This is a genomic window from Antarctobacter sp., from assembly GCF_048262615.1.
GTDB lineage: Bacteria > Pseudomonadota > Alphaproteobacteria > Rhodobacterales > Rhodobacteraceae > Antarctobacter.
The window spans coordinates 1-19,633 of record NZ_JBLXFB010000009.1 but is presented as its reverse complement, the minus strand read 5'-3'; the positions used below and the strand labels follow the sequence as shown (position 1 = coordinate 19,633).

Below are 19,633 nucleotides of genomic sequence, written 5' to 3'. Positions count from 1 at the left end.
ATGGGAGTCGATATCGCCAGAGCCGAGACGCCCAAAGACCTCGACGCAGCGCGGGCGTTGATCCGCGCCTTCTTCGCATGGGCCATGGAACATGTGGCCACGGGCGAAAACCCGAACCCGTCGGTCTTCGCCAACCTCGAAGCCGAACTCGCCGGTCTGCCGGGACGCTTCGACCCGCCCTCGGGCTGTCTGCTGTTGGCGCGGCTTGACGGCGCGCCGGTGGGCTGTGTCGCCTTCTATGGGCAGGACGCGACGACGATGGAGATCAAGCGCATGTTCGTGAGACCCGATGCATGGGGTCACGGGATCGGCGCGCAAATGCTGAAAGTGCTGCTGGCCGAGGCCGAGGCTGCCGGATACGTCCGCTACCGTCTGTCCACCCACCACGCACTGCACGCCGCCCAGTCGCTTTACCGGCGCGCCGGATTTCGCGACGTGCCAGGCTCACCGGATTTTCTGGGCATCGTCGAAGGCGTCGACATCTGCATGGAAATGATTCCGGTCCGCGAGACCAAAGAGGAGAGCCGCCTTGCCTGAACTGACCGACCCTTTTGCCCATCACCCTGAATTGCGCGACCGGATCGCGGACACCGAGACGTCCTACTTTCGAACGTTCAACGTTGAGGCGATCATCGCAGCAGACCCCAAACAAGAGGCGTTTCGCGACTGGGTCCATACCGACGCACAGCGCGAGGCGATCCGGGCCGAGGCGCTGGCCGACCATTCGGGCGATCTGTGGGTCTTCGGCTATGGGTCGCTGATGTGGGATCCGGCCTTGCGCTTTGCCGAGGTGCGGCGTGCCCATGTCGCGGGTCATGCCCGCCGCCTGATCCTGGTAGACACCAGGGGCGGCCGCGGCACCAAAGAGGCACCGGGCCTGTTCGCGACGCTGGATGCCGTCAAAGGGTGCGACGGGTGCGAGGGGCTGGCCTTTCGGATCGCGGCGGCGGATGTCGAGGCAGAGACCGAGATCCTGTTCCGGCGCGAGATGATCGCGCCCGGCTACCTCGCCCGGTTTGTCCCGGCCCGGATCGGCGATGCGGACATACGCGTGTTGGCCTTTATTGCGGACCACGACGTGCCGGACGTGCGCCCCGACCTGTGACCCACGCGGAACAGGTCCGCTATATCGCCCATGGGGCGGGCGATCTTGGCACCAGCCGAGACTATCTGGCCAATATCGTCGGGCATTTCACGCAACTTGGCATCACCGATGCGCATTGCAGCGACTTGTTATGCGCGGTGGATGCCCACCTCGCCGCGCTCACAAGCAAGGAATCTGCTCAATGACCGCGCCCACTCCCTTTTTCGACGGCCACAACGATTTCCTGCTACGGCTCATGAAAACCCCCGCCCCGCGCGAAGAGACCTGGCTGGGCACGGCTGGCCGCGGCCATCTGGACCTCGCGCGGATGAAGGACGCGGGCTTTGCGGGAGGGCTGTTTGCAATCTTCGTGCCGCCCGCGTCCAGCGGCCCACCGCCCGACTTCAAGGCGCTGATGGCCGATCCGCCCTACGCCCTGCCGATGCCGCCCGAAATGAAACATCCGCAGGCCCAGCCCAAGGCGCTTGCCATGGCGGGGCTGTTGCACTGGATGGAACGCTCGGCTCCCAATAACTTCCGCGTTTGCCGATCAGTGGCCGACATCCGCACAGCCATGAAGGCCGGTGTCATCTCGGGCGTGATGCATATGGAAGGGGCCGAGGCGATCGGCCCCGACCTTGACGCGATCTACCTGTTTCACGACATGGGCCTGCGCTCACTTGGCCCGGTCTGGAGCCGGCCGACGATCTTTGGCCACGGCGTGCCGATGGCCTTTCCGGGCAGCCCCGACACCGGGCCGGGCCTCACTGAGGCAGGCCTTGATCTGGTGCGCCTGTGCGATGAATTGGGCATCATGATCGATCTGTCGCATCTGAACGAGAAGGGTTTCCACGATGTGGCCCGCGTCTCGTCAGCCCCACTGGTGGCCACGCATTCCAACTCTCATGCGCTGTGTGACAGCCCGCGTAACCTGACCGATCGGCAATTGCACATGATCCGCGAGCGCGGTGGCATGGTTGGGTTCAACTTTGCCACCTTTTACTTGAACGCCAATGGCACGGCGGACACGAGCACCAGCTGGGACGTGATGCTGCGCCACCTCGACCATCTGATCGCGCAGGCGGGCGAGGATCATGTCGGGCTGGGGTCGGATTTCGACGGTTGCGTCCTGCCCGACCTGATCGGCGACGTCACCGGCGTACAGCACCTGTTCGAGGCGATGGCCGCGCATGGCTACGACGCTCCGCTGATCGCGAAACTTGCACGCGAGAACTGGCTCGCCTGTCTTGACAGGTGCCTGAACTGATGTCCGGCCTGAAGCATCCGCCCATCGTGCCGCCCCTGCGCCTCACGCGCACCCTTGTCGACCGGCTGCCGCCGCGCGTCGATGAACGCGGGCCCATTGTGGTAGAGGATCGCCCGCCGGAGTTTTTCCACCGGACTGCGGTTGAGATCCTTGATCGGCTCGACAATCAAGGCGCGGTCTGGGTCTTCGCCGCGGGATCCCTGATCTGGAACCCGCGCATAGATGGTGACTGCGATACCGCCGAGCGGCACGGCAATAAACGCCCAGCGGAGCCTATCGAGATACGGGACCAGCGGCAGGATGGCGGTCTGGGTCTCGTCCAAGACGCTTTGCGCGACCTCCACCCCTGCTGCGCCCAGCGTCGCCACACCAGCCGCGCCACCGCCTTTCAAGGTGCGGCTGTCGGCCAGCACTTCGCGTGCGGGCGGCGTCTCGGCTGCGAAGGCAGTCGCCCGGACCGGGAACCGCTCGCCCCACTGACGCGCGGGGCCGAGGTCGACGTGGATGAATCCCGAGCGCGGGTAGAAGCCGAAGCCGAGGAACCCGACCTCCCGCGCCGCCGCCTCGAAGGCCACCGGGTCGTGGTTCGCCATGGCGATGTCGAAGGCGGCACCGTCGAGGTGCTTCGACCGGGTCGCGCCGCCCACGGCGCGGTTGTGCTCGGGGCTGCGATAGGCGGAGCGAACGATCAGCGGCTTGCCCAGCCGGTCGCGCAGCGCCTGTCGCTTGTCGAGCGCGGGTTCGAAGATGAGCACCTTGCCGGTGCCCCGGCATGCGATTTCTGCGGGCGAGAAATTCGGCCAGCGCCAGGCGCTTTCCGGCACGTCATGCCAATGGTCGTAAAAGGTCGGGGTCATGGCGTCCTCCAGAAACGAAATAACCCGCCTCGAGGGCGGGTGCGGTTGGGCTGATGAATGGGAATGGGGCGCGGCTAAGGGTTGCCGCCCTGAATGCGGAACATCAGGCCGTGGGTCACGGTATCGCGGTGTGCCATAACGTCGAGGGCGGTTTCGGCCTGCACCCAACGGCCGTAGGCCTGGCAGTAGGCGGCGAGTGCCGCGCGATCGATTTGGGACAGGATGCCCAAAGCGCAGAGCTGCCCACACACCCGGTCCCATTCCGCGCGGGCCTCACCCTTCAGATGATCCGGCGGTTCCGGGCAGGCAGGTTGTGGTTTCGGCTCGGAAGGGTTTTGGCGGTCGGACCGGTCAGTGCCAGTGACCAGCTTCAGCCCGCTGGGTTTCGGTTTGCGTCCGCGCATCGCTCCCTCCACTTCGAATTCTGGCAATGTGGACGTTTTGGCCCCCCACGCCGGTCCCGGCCGGAAACCTCCAGAGATAGACCTACCCTCGGGGTCCTCTTCAGATTGCCCCGAGCGGCAAGTCCTTGCAATAATGCCATTTTCCTAAAACGTACGACATATGCGGACAAGCTTGCGGGACGGGCCAGTTGGGACGCCTGGGCTTCACAGGGCCTCGACTTGTCCATTCAGACGGAGGATCCTTGGGGGCGTTTCCCCAGCGCTAAGATCGCGACCGGCTCGACCATCGTGCAGATAGACAACAACGGCGACGGCGTGATCGACGCCGAGTTCCGGAAGGCAATCGTCGCCGGGTTGACGGCGGACGATTTCGTTTTGAGCGTCACCGACTGGGGACCGCAGGACAATGCCCGCAGGCTGGGGAGAGGTACGTCTTCATTTCTCCTGCGGCCTAGGGACACCAGCCCGTTCAGTGTACACTGACCTCTTTCACGAGTACCGCCAATGCAGCCCGCTGGTTCGCAATGGCAAATTTGGACAATTTCAGTGATCACGCCGCGAGCGCGTGCCTTGATGCGCCCCGGCTTAAACAAGGACGGCCGTCATGACACTCGTTTTCCAGTCCAGTAGCCAGAACAGCGGCGTCAGCGTCAGCAACGGCGACGCCCTGGTCATTCGCGACTTTGTCGATATCTTCACCGCGGGGACTGGAGTGACCCTGTCCGCTGGCGCGGGCCTGACAAGCGTTCTCAACCATGGTGACATTTACGCCTACCTGACGTTCAACGTGAACACGAACAGCTCCCGCGTCGTTAACTATGGCACCGCCTCTGCCATCATCTCCGCCGGCAACACCGGCGAGGCCATAAACCTTGGCGGGGCCGGCGGCCTGCACACCATCACGAATTTTGGAACGATCACCGCGCAGGGTGATCTGATCGTCACCTATGAGTCAACCGGGCCGCAGATCATCACTTTCACCAATCATGGCGTGGCTGAAACTGACCGCAATATTCTCTCTGCCACTTCGCTCAATCTGACCGTCTTCGATCTCAACAACTCGGGATATCTGAAGGGCGGTTACCTCGATATGAGCGCCACGAGTTGGGCCCGGCTGATCAATACCGGGACAATGCATGTCGATCGCATCTACATGAACAGTGATTTCTTTCCAACTCTGATCAATCACGGTGTCATCTCCGGTCCGTTCGCGCGGAGCAGAATTTTCATGAGCGACAGCCAGGACTTCGTGATCAATTCCGGAACAATGGTGGCAACACTCGACCTCGGACCTGAGGCGGATCGCTACGAAGGGATCGGCGCTGGGGTTGTGACCGAAGGCATCTCTGGCGATGGCGGCAACGATACGCTGGCCGGTGGCGATGTTGCTGATCTGATTGACGGGCGCGCGGATCAGGACAAGTTGGTGGGCCGGGGCGGTGACGACACCCTGCTGGGTGGAGCGGGCTTTGACACGCTGGTCGGCGGCGACGGCAATGACTCGATGGACGGAGGCAACAACCACGACACCCTGATCGGCAACGACGGCGACGACACCCTGCAGGGGGGCTTTGGCAACGACGTCCTTGTCGGCCAGTCCGGCGACGACCAGATGCAGGGCGGTCCGGGCAATGACACCATCGACGGCGGCCAAGGCAATGACATTCTCGAAGGCGGCGGAGACACCGACGTGCTGCGTGGCCGCGCGGGCGAGGATGACCTGACCGGGGGACTCGGCCTCGACTTCCTGACCGGCGGGCCAGACGCGGACAGCTTTGTCTTCCGCAGCCTCGCGGAGGCCGGGATCGGCGCCACGCGTGACCAGATACTGGACTTCGAGAAGGGTCTGGATGTGATCAGCGTGGCTGGCCTCAGCCCGGGCGTGTTCGAGTTCCGTGGCATGGCTGCCTTTGCCCCCTCCGGCAACCCCGAGCTGCGGCTGGTCGAAACGGCAAACGGCTCGACCATCGTGCAGATCGACAACAATGGCGATGGCGTGACCGACGCAGAGATCCGTGTCGGCGGCGTCACCGGCCTGACGGCGGATGATTTTGTGCTCTGAGAAGTGGCGGCATCCCGAAGGTGCCTCTCACGGCACATCCGCAGGAGCAGCGGCCTGCGGACGCCGAGTTCCAGGTTTCCTTCCCGCCGGGTCAGGTCGCCCGTTCGAGCAGCTCAGTCCTGACCAGCAGGTTCTGTACGGTCGAGACATGCCAGTGCCCGCCACGACGGGTCCTGATCCCACGGATGTTCAATTGTTCTGCCAAGGCGCGCAGGGTTGTGTGACCTTCCGAACGGATTGCGTCGACCGCGTCTCGCAGGTCCTCGGCGAAGGCGTCTGCGTTGCGGCTGACGGCCTGTTGCAGCGCCGTTCCACCTTTGCCAGCCCGCCTGAGCGCGGCCGCGCCGTTGGGATTGCCCAACTTGACGCCTCGGGCCTTTGCCGCCGCCAGCGCCTCTTTGGTGCGTCTGGAGATCGCTTCGCGTTCCTGTTGCGCCACCAGCGCCATGATGCCGATGGTCAGGTCGTTGGCCTCGGGCAGGTCGCAGGCGAGGAAGGAGACCCCGCTGCCTTGCAGGGGCAGCAGGAAGGCGGCGTTGCGCGAAAGCCGGTCCAGCTTGGCGATCACCAGCGTGGCGCCGGTCAGGTGGGCGAGATTGAGGGCATTGTCGAGTTCGGGTCGGTCGTCTTTCCGGCCGCTCTCCACCTCGGTGAAGCGAGCCAGCACCTTCGCCGAGCGTGACGTCGCGAAGGCGTTTCTCTGCGCCTCTAGTCCGAGGCCCGAGCGACCCTGCCGGGCCGTCGAGACCGGCTCGTAGGCGATGATCCTGCTGAGGCCGATGTACAGACCTGCGCACCCTTCGTTTGGCAGGTTTGTACATCGGATCAGCGCGTTAGTGTAGTCGGCAGAGGCGCCGGTCAGGCGTCTTTCGTCGGCAGAGACAGGCTCTTGACGTGTTCGATCGGCGCATCCGGCGGATCTTCACCGGAATTGACAATTGTGCGCCAGACGAAGGTGACCGGTTCGGGTTTCTGGCTCTCGGGGCTCGGTGACCATCAGGTGCGGTGTGACGCCGTTCAGCAGCTGTTTGACGGCATCAGGATCGGTGGCATCCCCGCAGAGAAGACGCTGGGCTCTGAGGTGCCAGAGATCGCCGGGGCCCGAGACCGGTTTGGCAGGCAGTTCCGGCGTCTCCTCCTCGCGGCCATCCGCCGCCCGGTGTTCGAACAGCGCGTCCAGCTCTGCTCCGTCAAAGCCGAGGTCCCGCAGATCGATGCCCAGCCCCGACAAGTCCGCCAGCCGGTTGTCGGCAAGGATGTAGGCCCGCTTCTGCGCGTCGCTCAGATGCGCCAGTTCAATGACCGGTACGTTGTCCAGCCCCAGTTTGCGCGCCGCCAGCACCCGGCCATGCCCGGCGATGATGCCGTTCGCGCCATCCACCAGCACCGGGTTGTTGAAGCCGAACTCCCGGATAGACCCCGCGATCTGCGCCACCTGCGCATCGCTGTGCGTACGAGCGTTGTTGGCGTAGGGCACCAGATCGGCAACCGACCTTTGTGCGATGACCCGCGCACCGCACGGAGCCGCCGTATCGTCGAATTTGTCTGCTGCCCGCTTTGCCATGACCCCCACCACTCGATTGACCGGCCGTTTCCAGCCACTTCTCGGGGAGTGTATCACAGGTCTTATGCCCTTGTAATAATGACAATATTCGCCATTAACCGACAGGAGGTGACAACGCAGACTGTACACGGCTCAAGGCTGACGCTTCCCCTTGCTGCGCCAAAACGGCGGGATACCGCAGGAAACGTGCGAAGGATCCCCGCCTGTCGAAGGACGCAACTGCCGCCGGGAGCGGCACTCTTTGACTTCGCGGCCGTGACCCACGGCAGAAATCAGCACGTGATTTTGGTCCGGCCCCGTTTGTCAGATCCCCTTGGATGCAACAGATGCAACAGATGTTACACATGGATTCATTAAGTCTCTCACGCGCGCGCGTGAGGAGCACTACGTTTTCTTCTGTAACATCTGTTGCAACGCGGGCGGCGATGCGGCGCAGATGCCCTGTGGCGGGACTGTTTGACATGGTGATCATTCGTCGAGTGGACTGAACTCCCACGGTTTGGGAGGCGGCGGGCACATGGGTCACACGACGCTCGGCGTTTTGCCTCGGACGCGGTACTGGAAGGATGTCGCTGAACTGCTTGCAGGGCCTGCCGCGAGCCATGTCATATTCGCAGCCAGCGCGCGGGCGGCAGAAAAGGATCTGCTCCGCGCAACGAATGATCCGGTGTTTGTCGAAGCTGTTCGGCTGCTACTGGCCATCCCGGCCGCCGCGCGGGCACGGGATTTTGGTGATGCCCTGCGAGCGCAGGACATGGCGGTCCCACACGAACCCGAATTGCTCGACATTGTCACGGCAGCCAGTTGACGTCTGGATCAGGTAAGGGCATCGAAGGGCGGCCACACCGATCTTGGCGAACTTGCTTCAAGAGCCCTTTCGGCCACGCTGACCACCGCCATTGGGGATGCTCTGCCGGGGCTGTTCGCCGCGACACCCGAGGATGTTCAGGCGGCCGCCCGCGCCCTGTCCTGGAACAAGAGCGTCGCCGAATATACGAGGAGCTTCTTCGGCTGTCTGGCATCAGGGACTTTGTCTTACTGGCTGGATCGCACGCTTGACCTTGAGATCGGCAATGGACGTCGTTTTGACGATGTGGCTGCAAGACAGGCGTTCCAGAGCAACTGGACCAATTTGCCGGGAAACCACCCGCATCATTCGGGAATTTTCCGGCGGGTGGTACGGCAAGACCCTGCATCGCGAAGGCGGCTTCAATTCCGTTGAGGCGGCGCGCTTTGGCCACGTCGCCCTGAAGAAGATCGTCGATGATGGGAACAGGCATGCAATTTTGACCCCGTAGCGGAGTGATCGGCGTCCAGAAATGCCCCCCTTACACTGATGTGGATGATGCCCCCGAGGTCAACGGGGAGCAGAGTGTGGGATGTTGGTTGTGGAGACGATAGCGAAGATCCGACGGGCGTATTTTCAGGACAAGGCGTCGATCAAGCAGATCTGCCGCGAACTACGGGTTTCGCGGAACACGGTGCGCAAGGTGATCCGGTCCGGGGCGACCGAACTGACCTACGAGCGCACGATCCAGCCGCTGCCGAAGATCAACGGTTTGGCACGCGAGATGCTGAACGGCGGAATCGGGGCCGTAGCATGACCCACGGAGGTCCGATCCCCGAGACTGTGACAGTGCACATCCCGTTCCGCCTCGTGAAGCGCGGCGGGCGTAAGGAGATGCAGTTGCCGGACGAAGCATCCAGCCAGAGCAATATGGACAATACGTTGGTCAAGGCGCTGGCACGCGCCTTTCGCTGGAGCCGGATGCTGGAATCGGGCGAGTTCACGACCATCGCCGAGCTGGCGGAGCGCGAGGGGATCGCGCCGTCCTACATGACACGGGTTTTGCGCTTGACCCTGCTCGCTCCGGACATCGTGGAAATGATCCTCGAAGGAACGCAGGAGCCGAAGGTGACGCTGGCGCGGATGCTGGAGCCGTTTCCCCTTGTGTGGCAGGAGCAGCGTGCTCAATTCTGCTGAGCGACGTTCACGGCCCTAAGCCGACCTTCGTGCCGCATTAACCAAATGTCCGTTCTTAGCCATTTCTCCCATACTGAAGGGCCGTTCGGGGGCAAAATAGCCTCGCGACGCCTGTACTTTTCCGCGACCCGATCGGTTCTTAGCGGGCGCGGCAGGACAATCCGCCATCTACGGGTAGCAGTACCCCGTTGATGTATTTCGCTTCGCGCGAGGCCAGGAAGACGGCCGCATGGGCCACATCCCAGGCGTCGCCCATCTTCCCGGTGGGGCTCATCGCGTCGCGTTCGGCCATCTGTTTGTCGGCATCGCCGTGGTGGCCTTTGAACCCTTCGGCATGGCGCACCAGCGGCGTGTCGATCAGCCCCGGTAGAATGGCGTTCGCGCGGATGCCCTTGGGCGCGTATTGCAGGGCGATGGCGCGGGTCAGCTGGTTTACCGCTGCCTTGCTGGTGGAATAGGCCGCCATGTCGTAGCCCGAGATGCGGATGCCCGCGACGGACGAGATGTTCGTCACCACGCCATAGCCGTGCGCTTCCATGAGGGGCAGGACATGGCGCGTCGACAGAAGGACGCTTTTGACGTTGACGTCCATCGCGCGGTCCCAGTCCGCCAAGTCCATAGTGACCGGTCCGCCGAAAGGTGTAATGCCGATATTGTTGTGCAGGATCTCGATCTTTCCGAACGCTTGCAGCGTCTCGGTCACCACTCGGGCGACGTCTTCCTCAATGGCAGCATTGCCTTGCAGGGCAATCGCCCGGCTGCCCTCGCTTTCAATGATATGGGCGGTTTCCTCGGCGGCTGTCGAGTTCAAGTCGACACAGGCCACCTTGGCCCCGGCGCGGGCATAGGCCACAGCCGCAGCCTTTCCGTTGCCCCAACCGGGTCCGGAAGACCCTGCGCCAAAGACCAGAGCCACTTGATCCGTCAGGTCGAACATCATCGTATCCTCAATTGCCAAGAAGGACGCCTGGCAACCAGGTCACGATCCCGGGTTTCCAGATGAACAGCATCAGCGCACCCAGCTGCACCAACACAAACGGAATGATCCCGCGGTATATCTGCGCCATGGTCACGTGCGCGCCGCCCGCGCCCTTTAGATAGAACAGCGCAAAACCGAACGGGGGCGTCAGGAAGGACGTTTGCAGGTTCACCGCCACGAGGATCGCGAACCAATAGATCATGTCTGTCCCGGCGACGTGGTCGCCGAATTGCATGGTTTTGACGATGGGCGCAAAGATCGGCAACATGATCAGCGTGATCTCGATCCAGTCGAAGAAGAACCCCATGACGAAGATCATGACCATCATCATGAAGAGCAGCCCCCAATCTCCGAAAGACAGGCTGCGTGCGGTTTCGACGATGAAATGTTCGCCCCCGATCAGACGGAAGACATAGCTGAACGCCGTCGCGCCAACGAAGATGAAGAACAGCATGGAAATGGTCCGTACGGACCCGTCCAGCGCGGTGGACAGCGCGGTCCAGTTCAACCGCCCACGCACGAGGCCAAGGATCAGCGCCGCCACGGCGCCGACGCCCGAGGCCTCGGTCGGCGTGGCGATGCCGCCAAGGATGGATCCCAGCACCGCGACGATCAACAGGAAGGGCAGGCCGAGCGACAGGATCATTTCCGACCAGCCGTCGAACTTCTCGGTGCCGTCACGGGGGGCCTTGGGGGCCAGTTCGGGGCGCAGCACGGCGATCGCAACGATGTAGACAAGGTACAGACCAGCCAGCACCAGTCCAGGCAGCAGGGCGGCGACAAAAAGCTTGGCCAGGTTCAGCGTCAGCAAGTCCCCCATGAAGACCAGCATGACCGAAGGCGGGATCAGGATGCCCAACGTCCCGGCGCTGGCAATCGTCCCGGCGGCCAGCGAGGGTGAATACCCCCGCGCGATCATCGTCGGCAGCGCCAGCGCGGTCAGCATCACGACCGACGCGCCGATGATGCCCGTCGCGGCTGCCAGGATGGTGCCGACCAAGGTCACGGCCAGCGCCAGCCCACCCGGCACCACGCGCAGCAGCTTTTGCAGGGCAATCAGCAGATCGTCGGCGACGCGGGTCTTCTCCAGCACCAGCCCCATGAAGACGAACATGGGAGCCGCAACCAGCACCGGGTTTTCGATGATCCCGCCAAAGATGCGGTTGGGCAGAAGGGTGACCTGGGCGGCGCGCATCTCTCCTACGTTCAGTGCTATCACACCGAAGATCAGCGTCACGCCCATCAGCATGATGCCTACCGGCAGGCTGGAGAACAGGCCGAGGATCAGCGCAAGGAACATGAATCCCGGCAGGAAATCGATCAGGGTTTCCATCAGTCGGCCTCGAACGGGGTTGGGCGCAGGTCGGGCCTCGCCAGAGTCACGATGCAGCGCAGGGCCACCGACATCCCGCCAAGGATTGTCAGCAGGGCTGCCATCGGGATTGTCGACTTGATGATCCAGCGATGTGACAGGCCGACGCCGCCGTTGGAGGTTTCTCCGCGCTGGAACGATCGCGCTGCAAAGTCATAACCGTACCACAAGAGCAGCGCCATGAAGGGCAGCAGAAACAGGACAATCGCGGCCAGCTCCCACCAGACACGGCGGCGCTCGCCGATCTTGTCCACAAAGATGTCGATGCGCACATGCGCGTCCTTCAGGTAGGCATAGCCAAAGCCCAGCACCGCAATCGCGCCATGCAGATGCCATTCCAGTTCCTGGAGTTTGAACGAGCCCGTCGCATAAAAGCGCCGACCGATCACGTCATACAGGATCACCGCTGCGAGGATGAGCAGCAGCGCGCCGCACAGGGCGGCAAACCACCGGCATGGCGTCGCCAGCCAGCGGGACAGGGTCAGGCAGGTTTGCATCTTGGCCTCCGGGTTTGCGCGGGCCACGGTGGCCCGCGCGGGTAAGGTCAGTCGACGTAGCCGAGCTCTTTCCACTGGGCATAGTCGGTGCGGAAAGCCTGGATGTGGTCCCAGACGCGCTTGAACTCTGCGTTCTCGGCGGTCTTTTCCGCCACAACTTCATCCCAGGTGTCGCTGAAGGTTTGCAGCATCTCGTCCGACCAGCGATGCACGGTCACGCCATGGTCATTCTGCATCTTGGCCAACGGCTCCAGTTCGATGGCCTCACCCTGCGCGGTGGTGCGGGCGACGTTGGCGGCGCAGACTTCCTTGATTGCGGCGCGGTCACGGTCGGACAGCGCGTTCCAGCTGTCGGTGTTCATCATGAACACGATCAGCGATGTCTGCTGGTGCCAGCCGGGGAAGTACAGGTGCTTGGCATGTTCATACATGCCCAGCGCATAGTCGATCGCCGGGAACGACATTTCCGCCGCATCGATCGTGCCAAGGTTCAGCGCGCTCATGGTATCCGCCGGGGGCATGGATTGCGCGGCAACGCCCAGCTTCTCCATTACGGCGGCACCGAGGCCGAAGATCCGCATCTTCTTGCCCTTCAGGTCCTCGGGCGAGTTGATCGGCTCCTTGAACCAGCCGGACGCCTCGGGGGCGAGGATCGAGCACAGTTCGGAATGGATGTTGTAGGGGGCGGAAATCTCGTTCCACAGTTCGTAGCCACCGCCATTGTACCACCACGCGGTGTATTCGCGCACGTCCGGGCCAAAGGGAAAGGCCGTGAACAGCGAGGCTGACGGCACCACGCCTTCGGCGAAACCGGGGCTATACCATGCCGCTTCGATGGCGCCGGTGGACAGGGCGTCCCAGATTTCATTGCCCGCGACGATTTCGCCGGGGTTGCGGAAGACGAAGTTCAGCTCGCCCCCGGTAATTGCGGACACGCGCCCGCCCAGTTCCGCGCCGGACGAGCCGAGCAGAGGCAGCGAGCCGGGATAGATCGACTGCATCTCGATGTCGCGCGCAAGAGCGGGCAGCGCGAGCGTTGCGGCAGCGGTGGCTGCCATCAGGGTACGTTTCATGGTTTCTCCTCCACGGTGCGCCGGGGGTCCGGCAATTCTTCGGCAGACGGGTTCAGACCCCCGCGACCTGCCATCCTCCATCCACGTTCAGGCAATGGCCTGTTATGTTCGATGCGCCATCCGACACCAGAAAGCGCACGGCCTCGGCGATCTCGGGTGCCTCGGCATAGCGGGCTTGAGGGATCGTTTCGAGATAACGCTGACGCTGTTCCGGCGGGTGATGTTTGGCAAGCGGCCCTTCGACCGGGCCCGGCGCGACGGCATTGCAGCGGATGCCGTGCTCTGCCAGTTCGACCGCCATTTGTTTGGTCAGATGGATCAGCCCGGCCTTGGACGTGCCATAGGCCACGCGCCCACGGCTGGCCTGCTGGCCCGACACCGAGGCGATGTTGACGATCACACCACCACTTTGGTCGGCCATGACGCGCGCGACGGCCTGCGACAGGCGCATCGGCACGGTCAGGTTGACATGCAGCATGGCATCCCACAGCGCCTCGTCCGTGTCGAAGAAAGGCACGACCCGTCCGATCCCTGCACAGTTGACCAGCGCGCCGACGGAACCCGCTTTGGCGACCAGGTCAGCGCGGGCGGCTGGCTCGGTCAGGTCGGCCTGCACGCCTTGTGCGCCAATGCCGGCGGCGGCCTTTGTCACACCCTCGGACAGGTCGACCAACAGCACCGGCCAGCCGTCTGCCCGCAGCGCCCGCCCGATGGCCAAGCCCAAAATCCCCGACCCGCCAGTCACAATGGCCGTGCCATGTGTCATGTCCAGACAGCCTCCCCCGCTTGTGGACGATTTATTATCCACAATGTGGACATGGTGTTCGACGGCAGAATAGATTTCGAAAGACCCAGCTGTAAACCCTCTATTTTTACCACAGCGAAATAAGCATTTTTTCTTGAGTTCGGGCATTCTCGCTGGCATAAATGAGTCCGGGAGGTCGTCCACTATATGGATACTAATGGTAAATCAGTCGCCGGAAGCCAAAGCATCGACCGCGCATTGATGCTGCTGTCACTGATCTCGACCCATGGCGGGAAAGAGGTGCCGATGCCCGTCCTGACCCGTGAAACTGGCCTCAGCCGCCCCACCGTGCGCCGCATCCTGCTGGCGCTGATCCGGTCCGGCTATGTCGAGCAAAGCCCCGAGGGCGCCTATTACCCGGGTCCCGAATGCCTGATCGCGGGCACCAGCGCAGCGCGGCGGCACACCCTGCTCGATGTTTCGATGGAAAGTCTGTTGCGGCTGGCGGATGCCAGCGGCGACAGCAGTTTCGTCTCGATCCGACGGGGCGCGCATTCCGTCTGCCTGCACCGCGAAGAAGGTGGCTTTCCGATCCGCACCCATGTCCTGCAACCGGGCGCGCGCCACCCCTTGGGGGTTGGCGCGGGGGCGATGGCGATTCTGTCCGCCCTGTCAGAGGAGGAGGCGCAGGACGTGATCGACGCCACCCGCGACGAACGCGCCGCACAATTCCCCGGATTTGACGATGCCTTTTTGCTGAACGAGCTGGCCATCGCCCGCGACCGCGGCTGGAGCCTGAACCCCGGCATGTATGTCGCCAATTCCTGGGCCATCGGCGTACCGGTGCGCGGGCCGTCTGGCACAGCGCTTGGCGCGCTGTCCATCGCCGCAATCGACAGCCGCATGACCCCGGACCGCCAGCCGCAACTGGCCGAGATGCTGAAATCCGAAGCCGCCCGCATAGAGGCGCGGCAGCGACCCAATCGCCCCACCTGAAGGAGACGACCATGAGCAACCAACCCTGTGTGATCGGCTGGGCGCATTCCAAGTTCGGCAATCTCACCGACTCGCCCGATACTGAAAGCCTGATCAAGGCCACCGTCCCTGCCGCGCTGGACGATGCCGGGATCACGGCGGCGGATGTCGATGGCATCTTCCTTGGCACCTTCAACGGCGGCTTCGTCACCCAAAGCTTCGAGGCCGGGCTGGTCGGCATGGCGGTGCCCGAACTGGCGCATGTACCGGCGTCCCGGCTGGAAAACGCCTGTGCCACCGGATCGGCGGCGCTGTATTCGGCGCTTGATTTCGTCCAGTCCGGACGCGGCAAGATCGCCCTGGTCGTCGGCGTCGAGAAGATGACGACCATCCCGCCTGCCGAGGCCGCCGCCCTGATGCTGCGCGGCAGTTACTACGCCGAAGAAGGGCATTTCACCCCCGGATTTGCCGGGGTCTTCGGCCATATCGCGCAGAGCTATTTCCAGGCTTTTGGCGACCAATCTGACGCTCTGGCGATGATCTCGGCCAAGAACCATCACAACGCGATGAAGAATCCGGTCGCCCATATGCACAAGGACCTCGGATACGCCTTTTGCAACACTGTCAGCGACAAGAACCCGGTGGTGGCCGGGCCTTTGCGCCGGTCCGACTGTTCGCTGATTTCCGACGGAGCGGCAGTGATGGTGATCTGTGATGCCGAGACCGCCGAAGGCATGGGGAAGGCCGTGCAATTCCGCGCGCATCATCACGCCAATGACTTCATGGCACTGTCCCGCCGGCCTGCGCCCTATTCATTCGGCGGGGCGGCGCGCGCCTGGAAAGGCGCATTGGACGAGGCGTCGATCACGCTCGACGATCTGGATCTGGTCGAAACCCATGACTGTTTCACCATCGCCGAGATGCTGGAATACGAGGCGATGGGGCTGGCCGAGCCGGGTCAGGGTCACCGCGTCATCCGCGAGGGCGTTACGCAGGCCGATGGCAGGCTGCCCGTCAACCTGTCCGGCGGGCTGAAGGCGCGCGGGCACCCCTTGGGGGCGACCGGCGTTTCGATGCACGTCATGGCGGCGATGCAGCTGACCGGTGAGGCGGGCGAGATGCAAAAGGACGGCGCGGCTTTGGCGGGTGTTTTCAACATGGGCGGCGCGGCGGTGGCCAACTACACCTCGATCCTGGAGCGCGTAAAATGAACGGTGCAATCTGGCCAAGCAGCACCCGCGTCCCGAACATTGCGTATTTCCTGACGAAACAGGCAAGGCGACAGCCCGACGCGGTAGCGACGGTTTACAACGACCAGACGTGGACCTGGGGGCAGTTCGACGCCCGTGTCAGCGCCTTGGCCCATGCCTTGAGGCACGATCTGGGGTTGGCGAAGGGCGACACCGTTCTGGTGCAATCGGCCAACAACAACCAGATGCTTGAAATCATGATGGCAGTGTTCCGGGCGGGGCTCATCTGGGCACCCGCGAATTTCCGGCAAGGCACCGACGAGGTCGCCTTCCAGTGCCAGAAATCCCGCGCACGGGCGATCTTCGTCGAAGAGACCTTTGCCGATCATGCCAATGCCTGCGCCGGTCTGGTCGATCACGTCATCGCCCTTGGCCAGCTGCCCGACGCCCACTGCTACGAATCGCTGGTGAGCCGCCACCTTGGAACAGATTTCCTCAACGAGGACGTGACCCGCGACGATCCATGCTGGCTGTTCTTCACATCAGGGTCGACCGGGCGGCCCAAGGCGGTGGTGCTGACCCACGGCCAGATGACCTTTACCATCCTCAACCACATGAACGATCTGATGCCGGGCCTGTCCCCGCGTGATGCGTCGCTGGTGGTTGCGCCGCTGAGCCACGGGGCGGCGGCGCATGCGATGGTCCAGATCGCCGCCGGCGCCAAAAGCGTGATCCTGCCGCAGGGGCGGTTCGACCCGGCACAGGCTTGGCGGATGGTGCAGGAGTGGAAGGTGAGCAACATGTTCACCGTGCCGACCATCGTGAAGATTCTGGTCGAGGACCCCTCTGTAGACCAGTTCGACCATTCTTCGCTGCGCCATGTGATCTATGCCGGTGCGCCGATGTATCGCGCGGATCAAAAACGCGCGCTTCAGGCGCTTGGCCCGGTGCTGGTTCAGTATTACGGCCTTGGCGAAGTCACCGGTGCCATTACGGTCATGCGCCCCGAGGATCACCACCTCGAGGACACGCCTGAGGCGCGCCCCGGCACCTGCGGCGTTGAACGCACCGGGCTTCAGGTCACCATCCAGGATGACAGTGGCGCCCAGTGCCTTCCCGGCGAGACCGGCGAGATCTGCGTCATCGGCCCCGCCGTCTTCCCAGGTTACTTCGACGACGAGGGGGCGAATGCCAAGGCTTTCCGCAATGGCTGGTTCCGCACTGGCGATCTGGGCCACCTGGACGAACAAGGCTACCTTTTCATCACCGGGCGGTCCTCGGACATGTATATCTCGGGCGGGTCCAACGTCTATCCGCGCGAGATCGAGGAAATCCTCTTGGCCATCGACGGCGTAAGCGAGGTGGCGATCCTCGGCGTACCCGATCCCCGCTGGGGCGAAGTCGGACTATGCGTCTGCGTGCGGGAAAGCGGGGCGCAAGTAGAGGAAGGCGCGCTGCGAACGTGGCTCGACGGGCGTGTCGCGAAATACAAGATGCCGCGTTTCTACGTTTTCCTCGATGAGATGCCCAAGACAGCCTATGGCAAGATCACCAAGAAGCTGGTGCGCGAAGAACTGACCGCGCGCGGTCTGATCCCGCAGCCCAGCACCGAGGGGGCCTGAACCATGCGCCCCATTCCCGCCCCGCGCACCCCCGACGCCACGCCGATGCCCGACGGCGACAGCCGCGATTGGGTGACCCATCCGGGCCCCGAACAGCCCGAGCGCTATGCGCTGATCCCGTGCCACGCCCGCCGTGCGTCGCTGCACCTGAAAGCCGGGATGACCCTGCTTAGTGCTATCGGTACCGAAGTCGGCGCCGCAGGTGCCGATGGCGCCTGCGCAATTCTCGACGGAGTGGCCTTCTCGGACATGCACTATGTCATGCCCGATGGTCCCGCCGACGACGCCCACGCCGCTTGGTACAGTGAAACCCACGTCATGCAGGACGTCACGCTGGATCGGGCGACCGCCTCGGTCGGGGTGCGCGATGGGGCCTGGTTCCTGCACACCCACGCCATCTGGGGCGGCGACACCCCGGCGATGGGGCACCTTTTGAATGATCGATGCGTCCTCGCCCGGGATTGCACTGTCGATGTCTGGCTGCTGACCGGGGCCCGGCTGGAAGTGGAACAGGACCCGGAAACCAACTTTCCGCTGTTTCAACCGCGCATTTGTGCGGAGCAGGCGCAGCCGAACGCTGCCCTGCTGACGGTCCGCCCGCATGAGGACCTGCACACCGCGCTTGAATCCGCCTGCACCGATGCAGGGATCCGCGACGCGCAAGTCCATGGCTTGGGCAGCCTGATCGGTGCAGGCTTCGCAGGCTCGCCGCCCATGTCGTCGCCGTTGTCCGAAGTGCTGCTGCTCGCGGGCTGCCGGGTTCGCGACGGCCGTTGCCTTGAATTGCCGCTGGTCTGCGTCGATCCGACCGGCCTTATCTACGAGGGTGATCTTGTCCGACAAAAGGGGCCGGTTCTGGTCACGTTCGAAATGCTGCTTGTGTCAGACTGAGCAGGCTGGGCCCGCAGGCCGCCTCGGCTTATCGCTTCGATGCCCGAACCCTAGCCTCACTCCTCGTTGACCGGACGCGGCACCGGCTTTAGAAAAAGCGGTCCAGCCAAGGCGAGTGGGGGGGGCGGGCCCCCGTTTTTTCCGCACTACTACCCTTCGCAACCCATGCAGCGAAAGTCCGGAGTCCGCCGATTCCGTGGAAAAACTAACGTTTGCGAGCGCAGAAATAGCTGTTCCAAATCCGGCGCGCGCGCCTTTCCGATCAGACTTTGCGCGTTTGCTGCGGCGCAGGAAAGATCTTCGCCAGTTTCCGAAGGTTTTGGGCGGTTGCGGTGAGGAGGAATTCGTCATTTGCGCCGCATGGACCTCGCAATCGGAGCCGCCCCAAGCCAAGGATGCGTTTGAGGTGCGCGAAGAGCATCTCGACTTTCTTTCGGAGCTTCATCGAGATGTCGTATTGCTTGGTTTCGGCGATGTCGCGCGCAACCTGGCGGGCATCTTCGTGTTCCTCGCGGGTGATGGACCGGAAGTCCATGTTGGGGCAGCAGCGTGGCTTTGAGGGGCAGGTCTGGCAGGCTTTAAGGCACGGTACTTTGCCGTGCCCTTTCCTGTCGGTCCTCTGTTCGGGTCGGAATAGTTCCGGCGGAACGGCCTCAGTGCCTGGCCTTCAGGGCAGATGTATTGATCGTTTTCGGCGTCCCACTCGAAGTCGGACCGGCTCCAGGTGCCGTCGGTGCGTCCGGACTTGTCGAAGACGGGATGTGCGGGGCGATCTTGCGGTCGACCAGCCAGCCCAGCATCGGCCCTGTGCCGTAGGCGGTGTCGGCGATCAGCCGCTCGGGATGCAGATCGAACCGGACCTTCACGCGATCCAGCATGATCTTGGTCGACCCAACCTCTGCCTGTCGGATTGATCGGATCGCTTGGACGTCGACGATCACTCCGTGATCGGTGTCGATCAGGTAATTGTCGGAATAGCTGAAGAAAGCAGGCTGAGCTACTCCCCATCTGCTGGACAGGATCTGGCGTAATTTAAGCTACTCGTTGCACCTGCTGATCGGGTTGGT

21 protein-coding genes and 3 pseudogenes are annotated in these 19,633 nt (G+C 63.3%); 14 read left to right on the top strand and 10 right to left on the bottom strand.

Features of this window, described 5'->3' with window-relative positions:
- From ACN0S5_RS11680 to ACN0S5_RS11665, 4 genes are read left to right on the top strand one after another with little or no spacing between them, the layout of a single operon-like run.
- Complete coding sequence (locus ACN0S5_RS11680) at positions 1 to 537, top strand: GNAT family N-acetyltransferase (protein WP_417208446.1); 537 nt, start codon at positions 1 to 3, stop codon at positions 535 to 537.
- On the top strand, positions 530 to 1,105 hold the full coding sequence (locus tag ACN0S5_RS11675; RefSeq protein WP_417208445.1) for a gamma-glutamylcyclotransferase: 576 nt from the start codon (positions 530 to 532) through the stop codon (positions 1,103 to 1,105). Before ACN0S5_RS11680 ends, ACN0S5_RS11675 begins: the two co-directional genes overlap by 8 nt.
- Positions 1,102 to 1,290 (top strand): hypothetical protein, encoded by a 189-nt coding sequence (locus ACN0S5_RS11670; RefSeq protein ID WP_417208443.1) that lies wholly within the window; start codon positions 1,102 to 1,104, stop codon positions 1,288 to 1,290. Before ACN0S5_RS11675 ends, ACN0S5_RS11670 begins: the two co-directional genes overlap by 4 nt.
- Positions 1,287 to 2,351 (top strand): dipeptidase, encoded by a 1,065-nt coding sequence (locus ACN0S5_RS11665; protein WP_417208442.1) that lies wholly within the window; start codon positions 1,287 to 1,289, stop codon positions 2,349 to 2,351. Before ACN0S5_RS11670 ends, ACN0S5_RS11665 begins: the two co-directional genes overlap by 4 nt.
- Before the next feature lie 203 nt (positions 2,352 to 2,554).
- Here the strand turns inward: ACN0S5_RS11665 and ACN0S5_RS11660 are convergent.
- Both ACN0S5_RS11660 and ACN0S5_RS11655 read right to left on the bottom strand, forming a co-directional pair.
- Positions 2,555 to 3,208: pseudogene (locus ACN0S5_RS11660) on the bottom strand (YcbK family protein); the annotation flags it as partial.
- 74 nt (positions 3,209 to 3,282) lie between these two features.
- The gene (locus ACN0S5_RS11655; RefSeq protein ID WP_417208440.1) at positions 3,283 to 3,612 is read right to left on the bottom strand and encodes a phage terminase small subunit P27 family; all 330 of its coding nucleotides are present in this window, start codon (positions 3,610 to 3,612) and stop codon (positions 3,283 to 3,285) included.
- Positions 3,613 to 3,831: 219 nt separating this feature from the next.
- On the opposite strand from ACN0S5_RS11655, the gene ACN0S5_RS11650 reads away from it, so the two are divergent.
- Together ACN0S5_RS11650 and ACN0S5_RS11645 are read left to right on the top strand one after the other, a co-directional pair.
- On the top strand, positions 3,832 to 4,095 hold the full coding sequence (locus tag ACN0S5_RS11650) for a hypothetical protein (protein ID WP_417208438.1): 264 nt from the start codon (positions 3,832 to 3,834) through the stop codon (positions 4,093 to 4,095).
- Between the two features lie 121 nt (positions 4,096 to 4,216).
- Positions 4,217 to 5,674, top strand: a complete 1,458-nt coding sequence (locus ACN0S5_RS11645) for a calcium-binding protein (RefSeq protein WP_417208437.1) — start codon at positions 4,217 to 4,219, stop codon at positions 5,672 to 5,674.
- A gap of 91 nt (positions 5,675 to 5,765) precedes the next feature.
- On the opposite strand, the gene ACN0S5_RS11640 is transcribed toward ACN0S5_RS11645, so the two are convergent.
- On the bottom strand, positions 5,766 to 6,437 hold the full coding sequence (locus tag ACN0S5_RS11640) for a recombinase family protein (RefSeq protein WP_417208624.1): 672 nt from the start codon (positions 6,435 to 6,437) through the stop codon (positions 5,766 to 5,768).
- 159 nt (positions 6,438 to 6,596) lie between these two features.
- Positions 6,597 to 7,238, bottom strand: coding sequence for a ParB/Srx family N-terminal domain-containing protein (locus tag ACN0S5_RS11635; protein WP_417208436.1), 642 nt, complete (start codon positions 7,236 to 7,238; stop codon positions 6,597 to 6,599).
- Between the two features lie 517 nt (positions 7,239 to 7,755).
- Here ACN0S5_RS11635 and ACN0S5_RS11630 point away from each other — a divergent pair.
- From ACN0S5_RS11630 to ACN0S5_RS11615, 4 genes and pseudogenes are all read left to right on the top strand, one after another.
- Positions 7,756 to 8,046, top strand: a complete 291-nt coding sequence (locus ACN0S5_RS11630; protein ID WP_417208434.1) for a hypothetical protein — start codon at positions 7,756 to 7,758, stop codon at positions 8,044 to 8,046.
- A gap of 265 nt (positions 8,047 to 8,311) precedes the next feature.
- Positions 8,312 to 8,536 carry a hypothetical protein gene (locus ACN0S5_RS11625; RefSeq protein WP_417208433.1) on the top strand — a complete coding sequence of 75 codons (225 nt, stop codon included), beginning with the start codon at positions 8,312 to 8,314 and terminating at the stop codon, positions 8,534 to 8,536.
- An 81-nt stretch (positions 8,537 to 8,617) separates the two neighbouring features.
- A pseudogene (locus tag ACN0S5_RS11620) lies at positions 8,618 to 8,818 on the top strand (IS21 family transposase); the annotation flags it as partial.
- 20 nt (positions 8,819 to 8,838) lie between these two features.
- On the top strand, positions 8,839 to 9,222 hold the full coding sequence (locus ACN0S5_RS11615) for a hypothetical protein (protein ID WP_417208432.1): 384 nt from the start codon (positions 8,839 to 8,841) through the stop codon (positions 9,220 to 9,222).
- A 139-nt stretch (positions 9,223 to 9,361) separates the two neighbouring features.
- Here ACN0S5_RS11615 and ACN0S5_RS11610 read toward each other — a convergent pair whose 3' ends face one another.
- From ACN0S5_RS11610 to ACN0S5_RS11590, 5 genes are read right to left on the bottom strand one after another with little or no spacing between them, the layout of a single operon-like run.
- Positions 9,362 to 10,180 (bottom strand): SDR family NAD(P)-dependent oxidoreductase, encoded by an 819-nt coding sequence (locus tag ACN0S5_RS11610; protein ID WP_417208431.1) that lies wholly within the window; start codon positions 10,178 to 10,180, stop codon positions 9,362 to 9,364.
- On the bottom strand, positions 10,170 to 11,534 hold the full coding sequence (locus ACN0S5_RS11605; protein ID WP_417208430.1) for a TRAP transporter large permease: 1,365 nt from the start codon (positions 11,532 to 11,534) through the stop codon (positions 10,170 to 10,172). Before ACN0S5_RS11605 ends, ACN0S5_RS11610 begins: the two co-directional genes overlap by 11 nt.
- A complete protein-coding gene (locus ACN0S5_RS11600; RefSeq protein WP_417208429.1) occupies positions 11,534 to 12,070 on the bottom strand; it encodes a TRAP transporter small permease subunit in 537 nt (178 codons plus the stop codon). Before ACN0S5_RS11600 ends, ACN0S5_RS11605 begins: the two co-directional genes overlap by 1 nt.
- Before the next feature lie 47 nt (positions 12,071 to 12,117).
- A complete protein-coding gene (locus tag ACN0S5_RS11595) occupies positions 12,118 to 13,143 on the bottom strand; it encodes a TRAP transporter substrate-binding protein (RefSeq protein WP_417208428.1) in 1,026 nt (341 codons plus the stop codon).
- Between the two features lie 52 nt (positions 13,144 to 13,195).
- On the bottom strand, positions 13,196 to 13,909 hold the full coding sequence (locus ACN0S5_RS11590; RefSeq protein WP_417208427.1) for an SDR family NAD(P)-dependent oxidoreductase: 714 nt from the start codon (positions 13,907 to 13,909) through the stop codon (positions 13,196 to 13,198).
- Between the two features lie 186 nt (positions 13,910 to 14,095).
- Between ACN0S5_RS11590 and ACN0S5_RS11585 the strand changes: the two genes are divergently transcribed.
- Genes ACN0S5_RS11585 through ACN0S5_RS11570 form a run of 4 tightly spaced genes read left to right on the top strand, consistent with a single transcriptional unit; the run spans position 14,096 to position 18,566 of the window.
- A complete protein-coding gene (locus tag ACN0S5_RS11585) occupies positions 14,096 to 14,884 on the top strand; it encodes an IclR family transcriptional regulator (RefSeq protein ID WP_417208425.1) in 789 nt (262 codons plus the stop codon).
- 11 nt (positions 14,885 to 14,895) lie between these two features.
- Complete coding sequence (locus ACN0S5_RS11580; protein ID WP_417208424.1) at positions 14,896 to 16,074, top strand: acetyl-CoA acetyltransferase; 1,179 nt, start codon at positions 14,896 to 14,898, stop codon at positions 16,072 to 16,074.
- Complete coding sequence (locus ACN0S5_RS11575) at positions 16,071 to 17,675, top strand: acyl-CoA synthetase (protein WP_417208423.1); 1,605 nt, start codon at positions 16,071 to 16,073, stop codon at positions 17,673 to 17,675. The genes ACN0S5_RS11580 and ACN0S5_RS11575 overlap by 4 nt, the downstream gene beginning before the upstream one ends.
- A 3-nt stretch (positions 17,676 to 17,678) precedes the next feature.
- Positions 17,679 to 18,566 (top strand): hypothetical protein, encoded by an 888-nt coding sequence (locus tag ACN0S5_RS11570; protein WP_417208422.1) that lies wholly within the window; start codon positions 17,679 to 17,681, stop codon positions 18,564 to 18,566.
- A gap of 262 nt (positions 18,567 to 18,828) precedes the next feature.
- Here ACN0S5_RS11570 and ACN0S5_RS11565 read toward each other — a convergent pair.
- Positions 18,829 to 19,561, bottom strand: a pseudogene (locus ACN0S5_RS11565) (transposase); the annotation flags it as partial.
- Positions 19,562 to 19,633: the final 72 nt, after the last annotated feature.

What these genes read in the sequence shown, in the direction of transcription:
- ACN0S5_RS11580 (WP_417208424.1), top strand. Translation starts at nt 14,896, where the DNA reads ATGAGCAACCAACCCTGTGTGATCGGCTGGGCGCATTCCAAGTTCGGC.
- ACN0S5_RS11585 (WP_417208425.1), top strand. Translation starts at nt 14,096, where the DNA reads ATGGATACTAATGGTAAATCAGTCGCCGGAAGCCAAAGCATCGACCGC.
- ACN0S5_RS11655 (WP_417208440.1), bottom strand. Translation starts at nt 3,612, where the DNA reads ATGCGCGGACGCAAACCGAAACCCAGCGGGCTGAAGCTGGTCACTGGC.
- ACN0S5_RS11630 (WP_417208434.1), top strand. Translation starts at nt 7,756, where the DNA reads ATGGGTCACACGACGCTCGGCGTTTTGCCTCGGACGCGGTACTGGAAG.
- ACN0S5_RS11600 (WP_417208429.1), bottom strand. Translation starts at nt 12,070, where the DNA reads ATGCAAACCTGCCTGACCCTGTCCCGCTGGCTGGCGACGCCATGCCGG.
- ACN0S5_RS11570 (WP_417208422.1), top strand. Translation starts at nt 17,679, where the DNA reads ATGCGCCCCATTCCCGCCCCGCGCACCCCCGACGCCACGCCGATGCCC.
- ACN0S5_RS11665 (WP_417208442.1), top strand. Translation starts at nt 1,287, where the DNA reads ATGACCGCGCCCACTCCCTTTTTCGACGGCCACAACGATTTCCTGCTA.
- ACN0S5_RS11645 (WP_417208437.1), top strand. Translation starts at nt 4,217, where the DNA reads ATGACACTCGTTTTCCAGTCCAGTAGCCAGAACAGCGGCGTCAGCGTC.
- ACN0S5_RS11575 (WP_417208423.1), top strand. Translation starts at nt 16,071, where the DNA reads ATGAACGGTGCAATCTGGCCAAGCAGCACCCGCGTCCCGAACATTGCG.
- ACN0S5_RS11615 (WP_417208432.1), top strand. Translation starts at nt 8,839, where the DNA reads ATGACCCACGGAGGTCCGATCCCCGAGACTGTGACAGTGCACATCCCG.
- ACN0S5_RS11625 (WP_417208433.1), top strand. Translation starts at nt 8,312, where the DNA reads ATGGACGTCGTTTTGACGATGTGGCTGCAAGACAGGCGTTCCAGAGCA.
- ACN0S5_RS11605 (WP_417208430.1), bottom strand. Translation starts at nt 11,534, where the DNA reads ATGGAAACCCTGATCGATTTCCTGCCGGGATTCATGTTCCTTGCGCTG.
- ACN0S5_RS11680 (WP_417208446.1), top strand. Translation starts at nt 1, where the DNA reads ATGGGAGTCGATATCGCCAGAGCCGAGACGCCCAAAGACCTCGACGCA.
- ACN0S5_RS11635 (WP_417208436.1), bottom strand. Translation starts at nt 7,238, where the DNA reads ATGGCAAAGCGGGCAGCAGACAAATTCGACGATACGGCGGCTCCGTGC.
- ACN0S5_RS11590 (WP_417208427.1), bottom strand. Translation starts at nt 13,909, where the DNA reads ATGACACATGGCACGGCCATTGTGACTGGCGGGTCGGGGATTTTGGGC.
- ACN0S5_RS11595 (WP_417208428.1), bottom strand. Translation starts at nt 13,143, where the DNA reads ATGAAACGTACCCTGATGGCAGCCACCGCTGCCGCAACGCTCGCGCTG.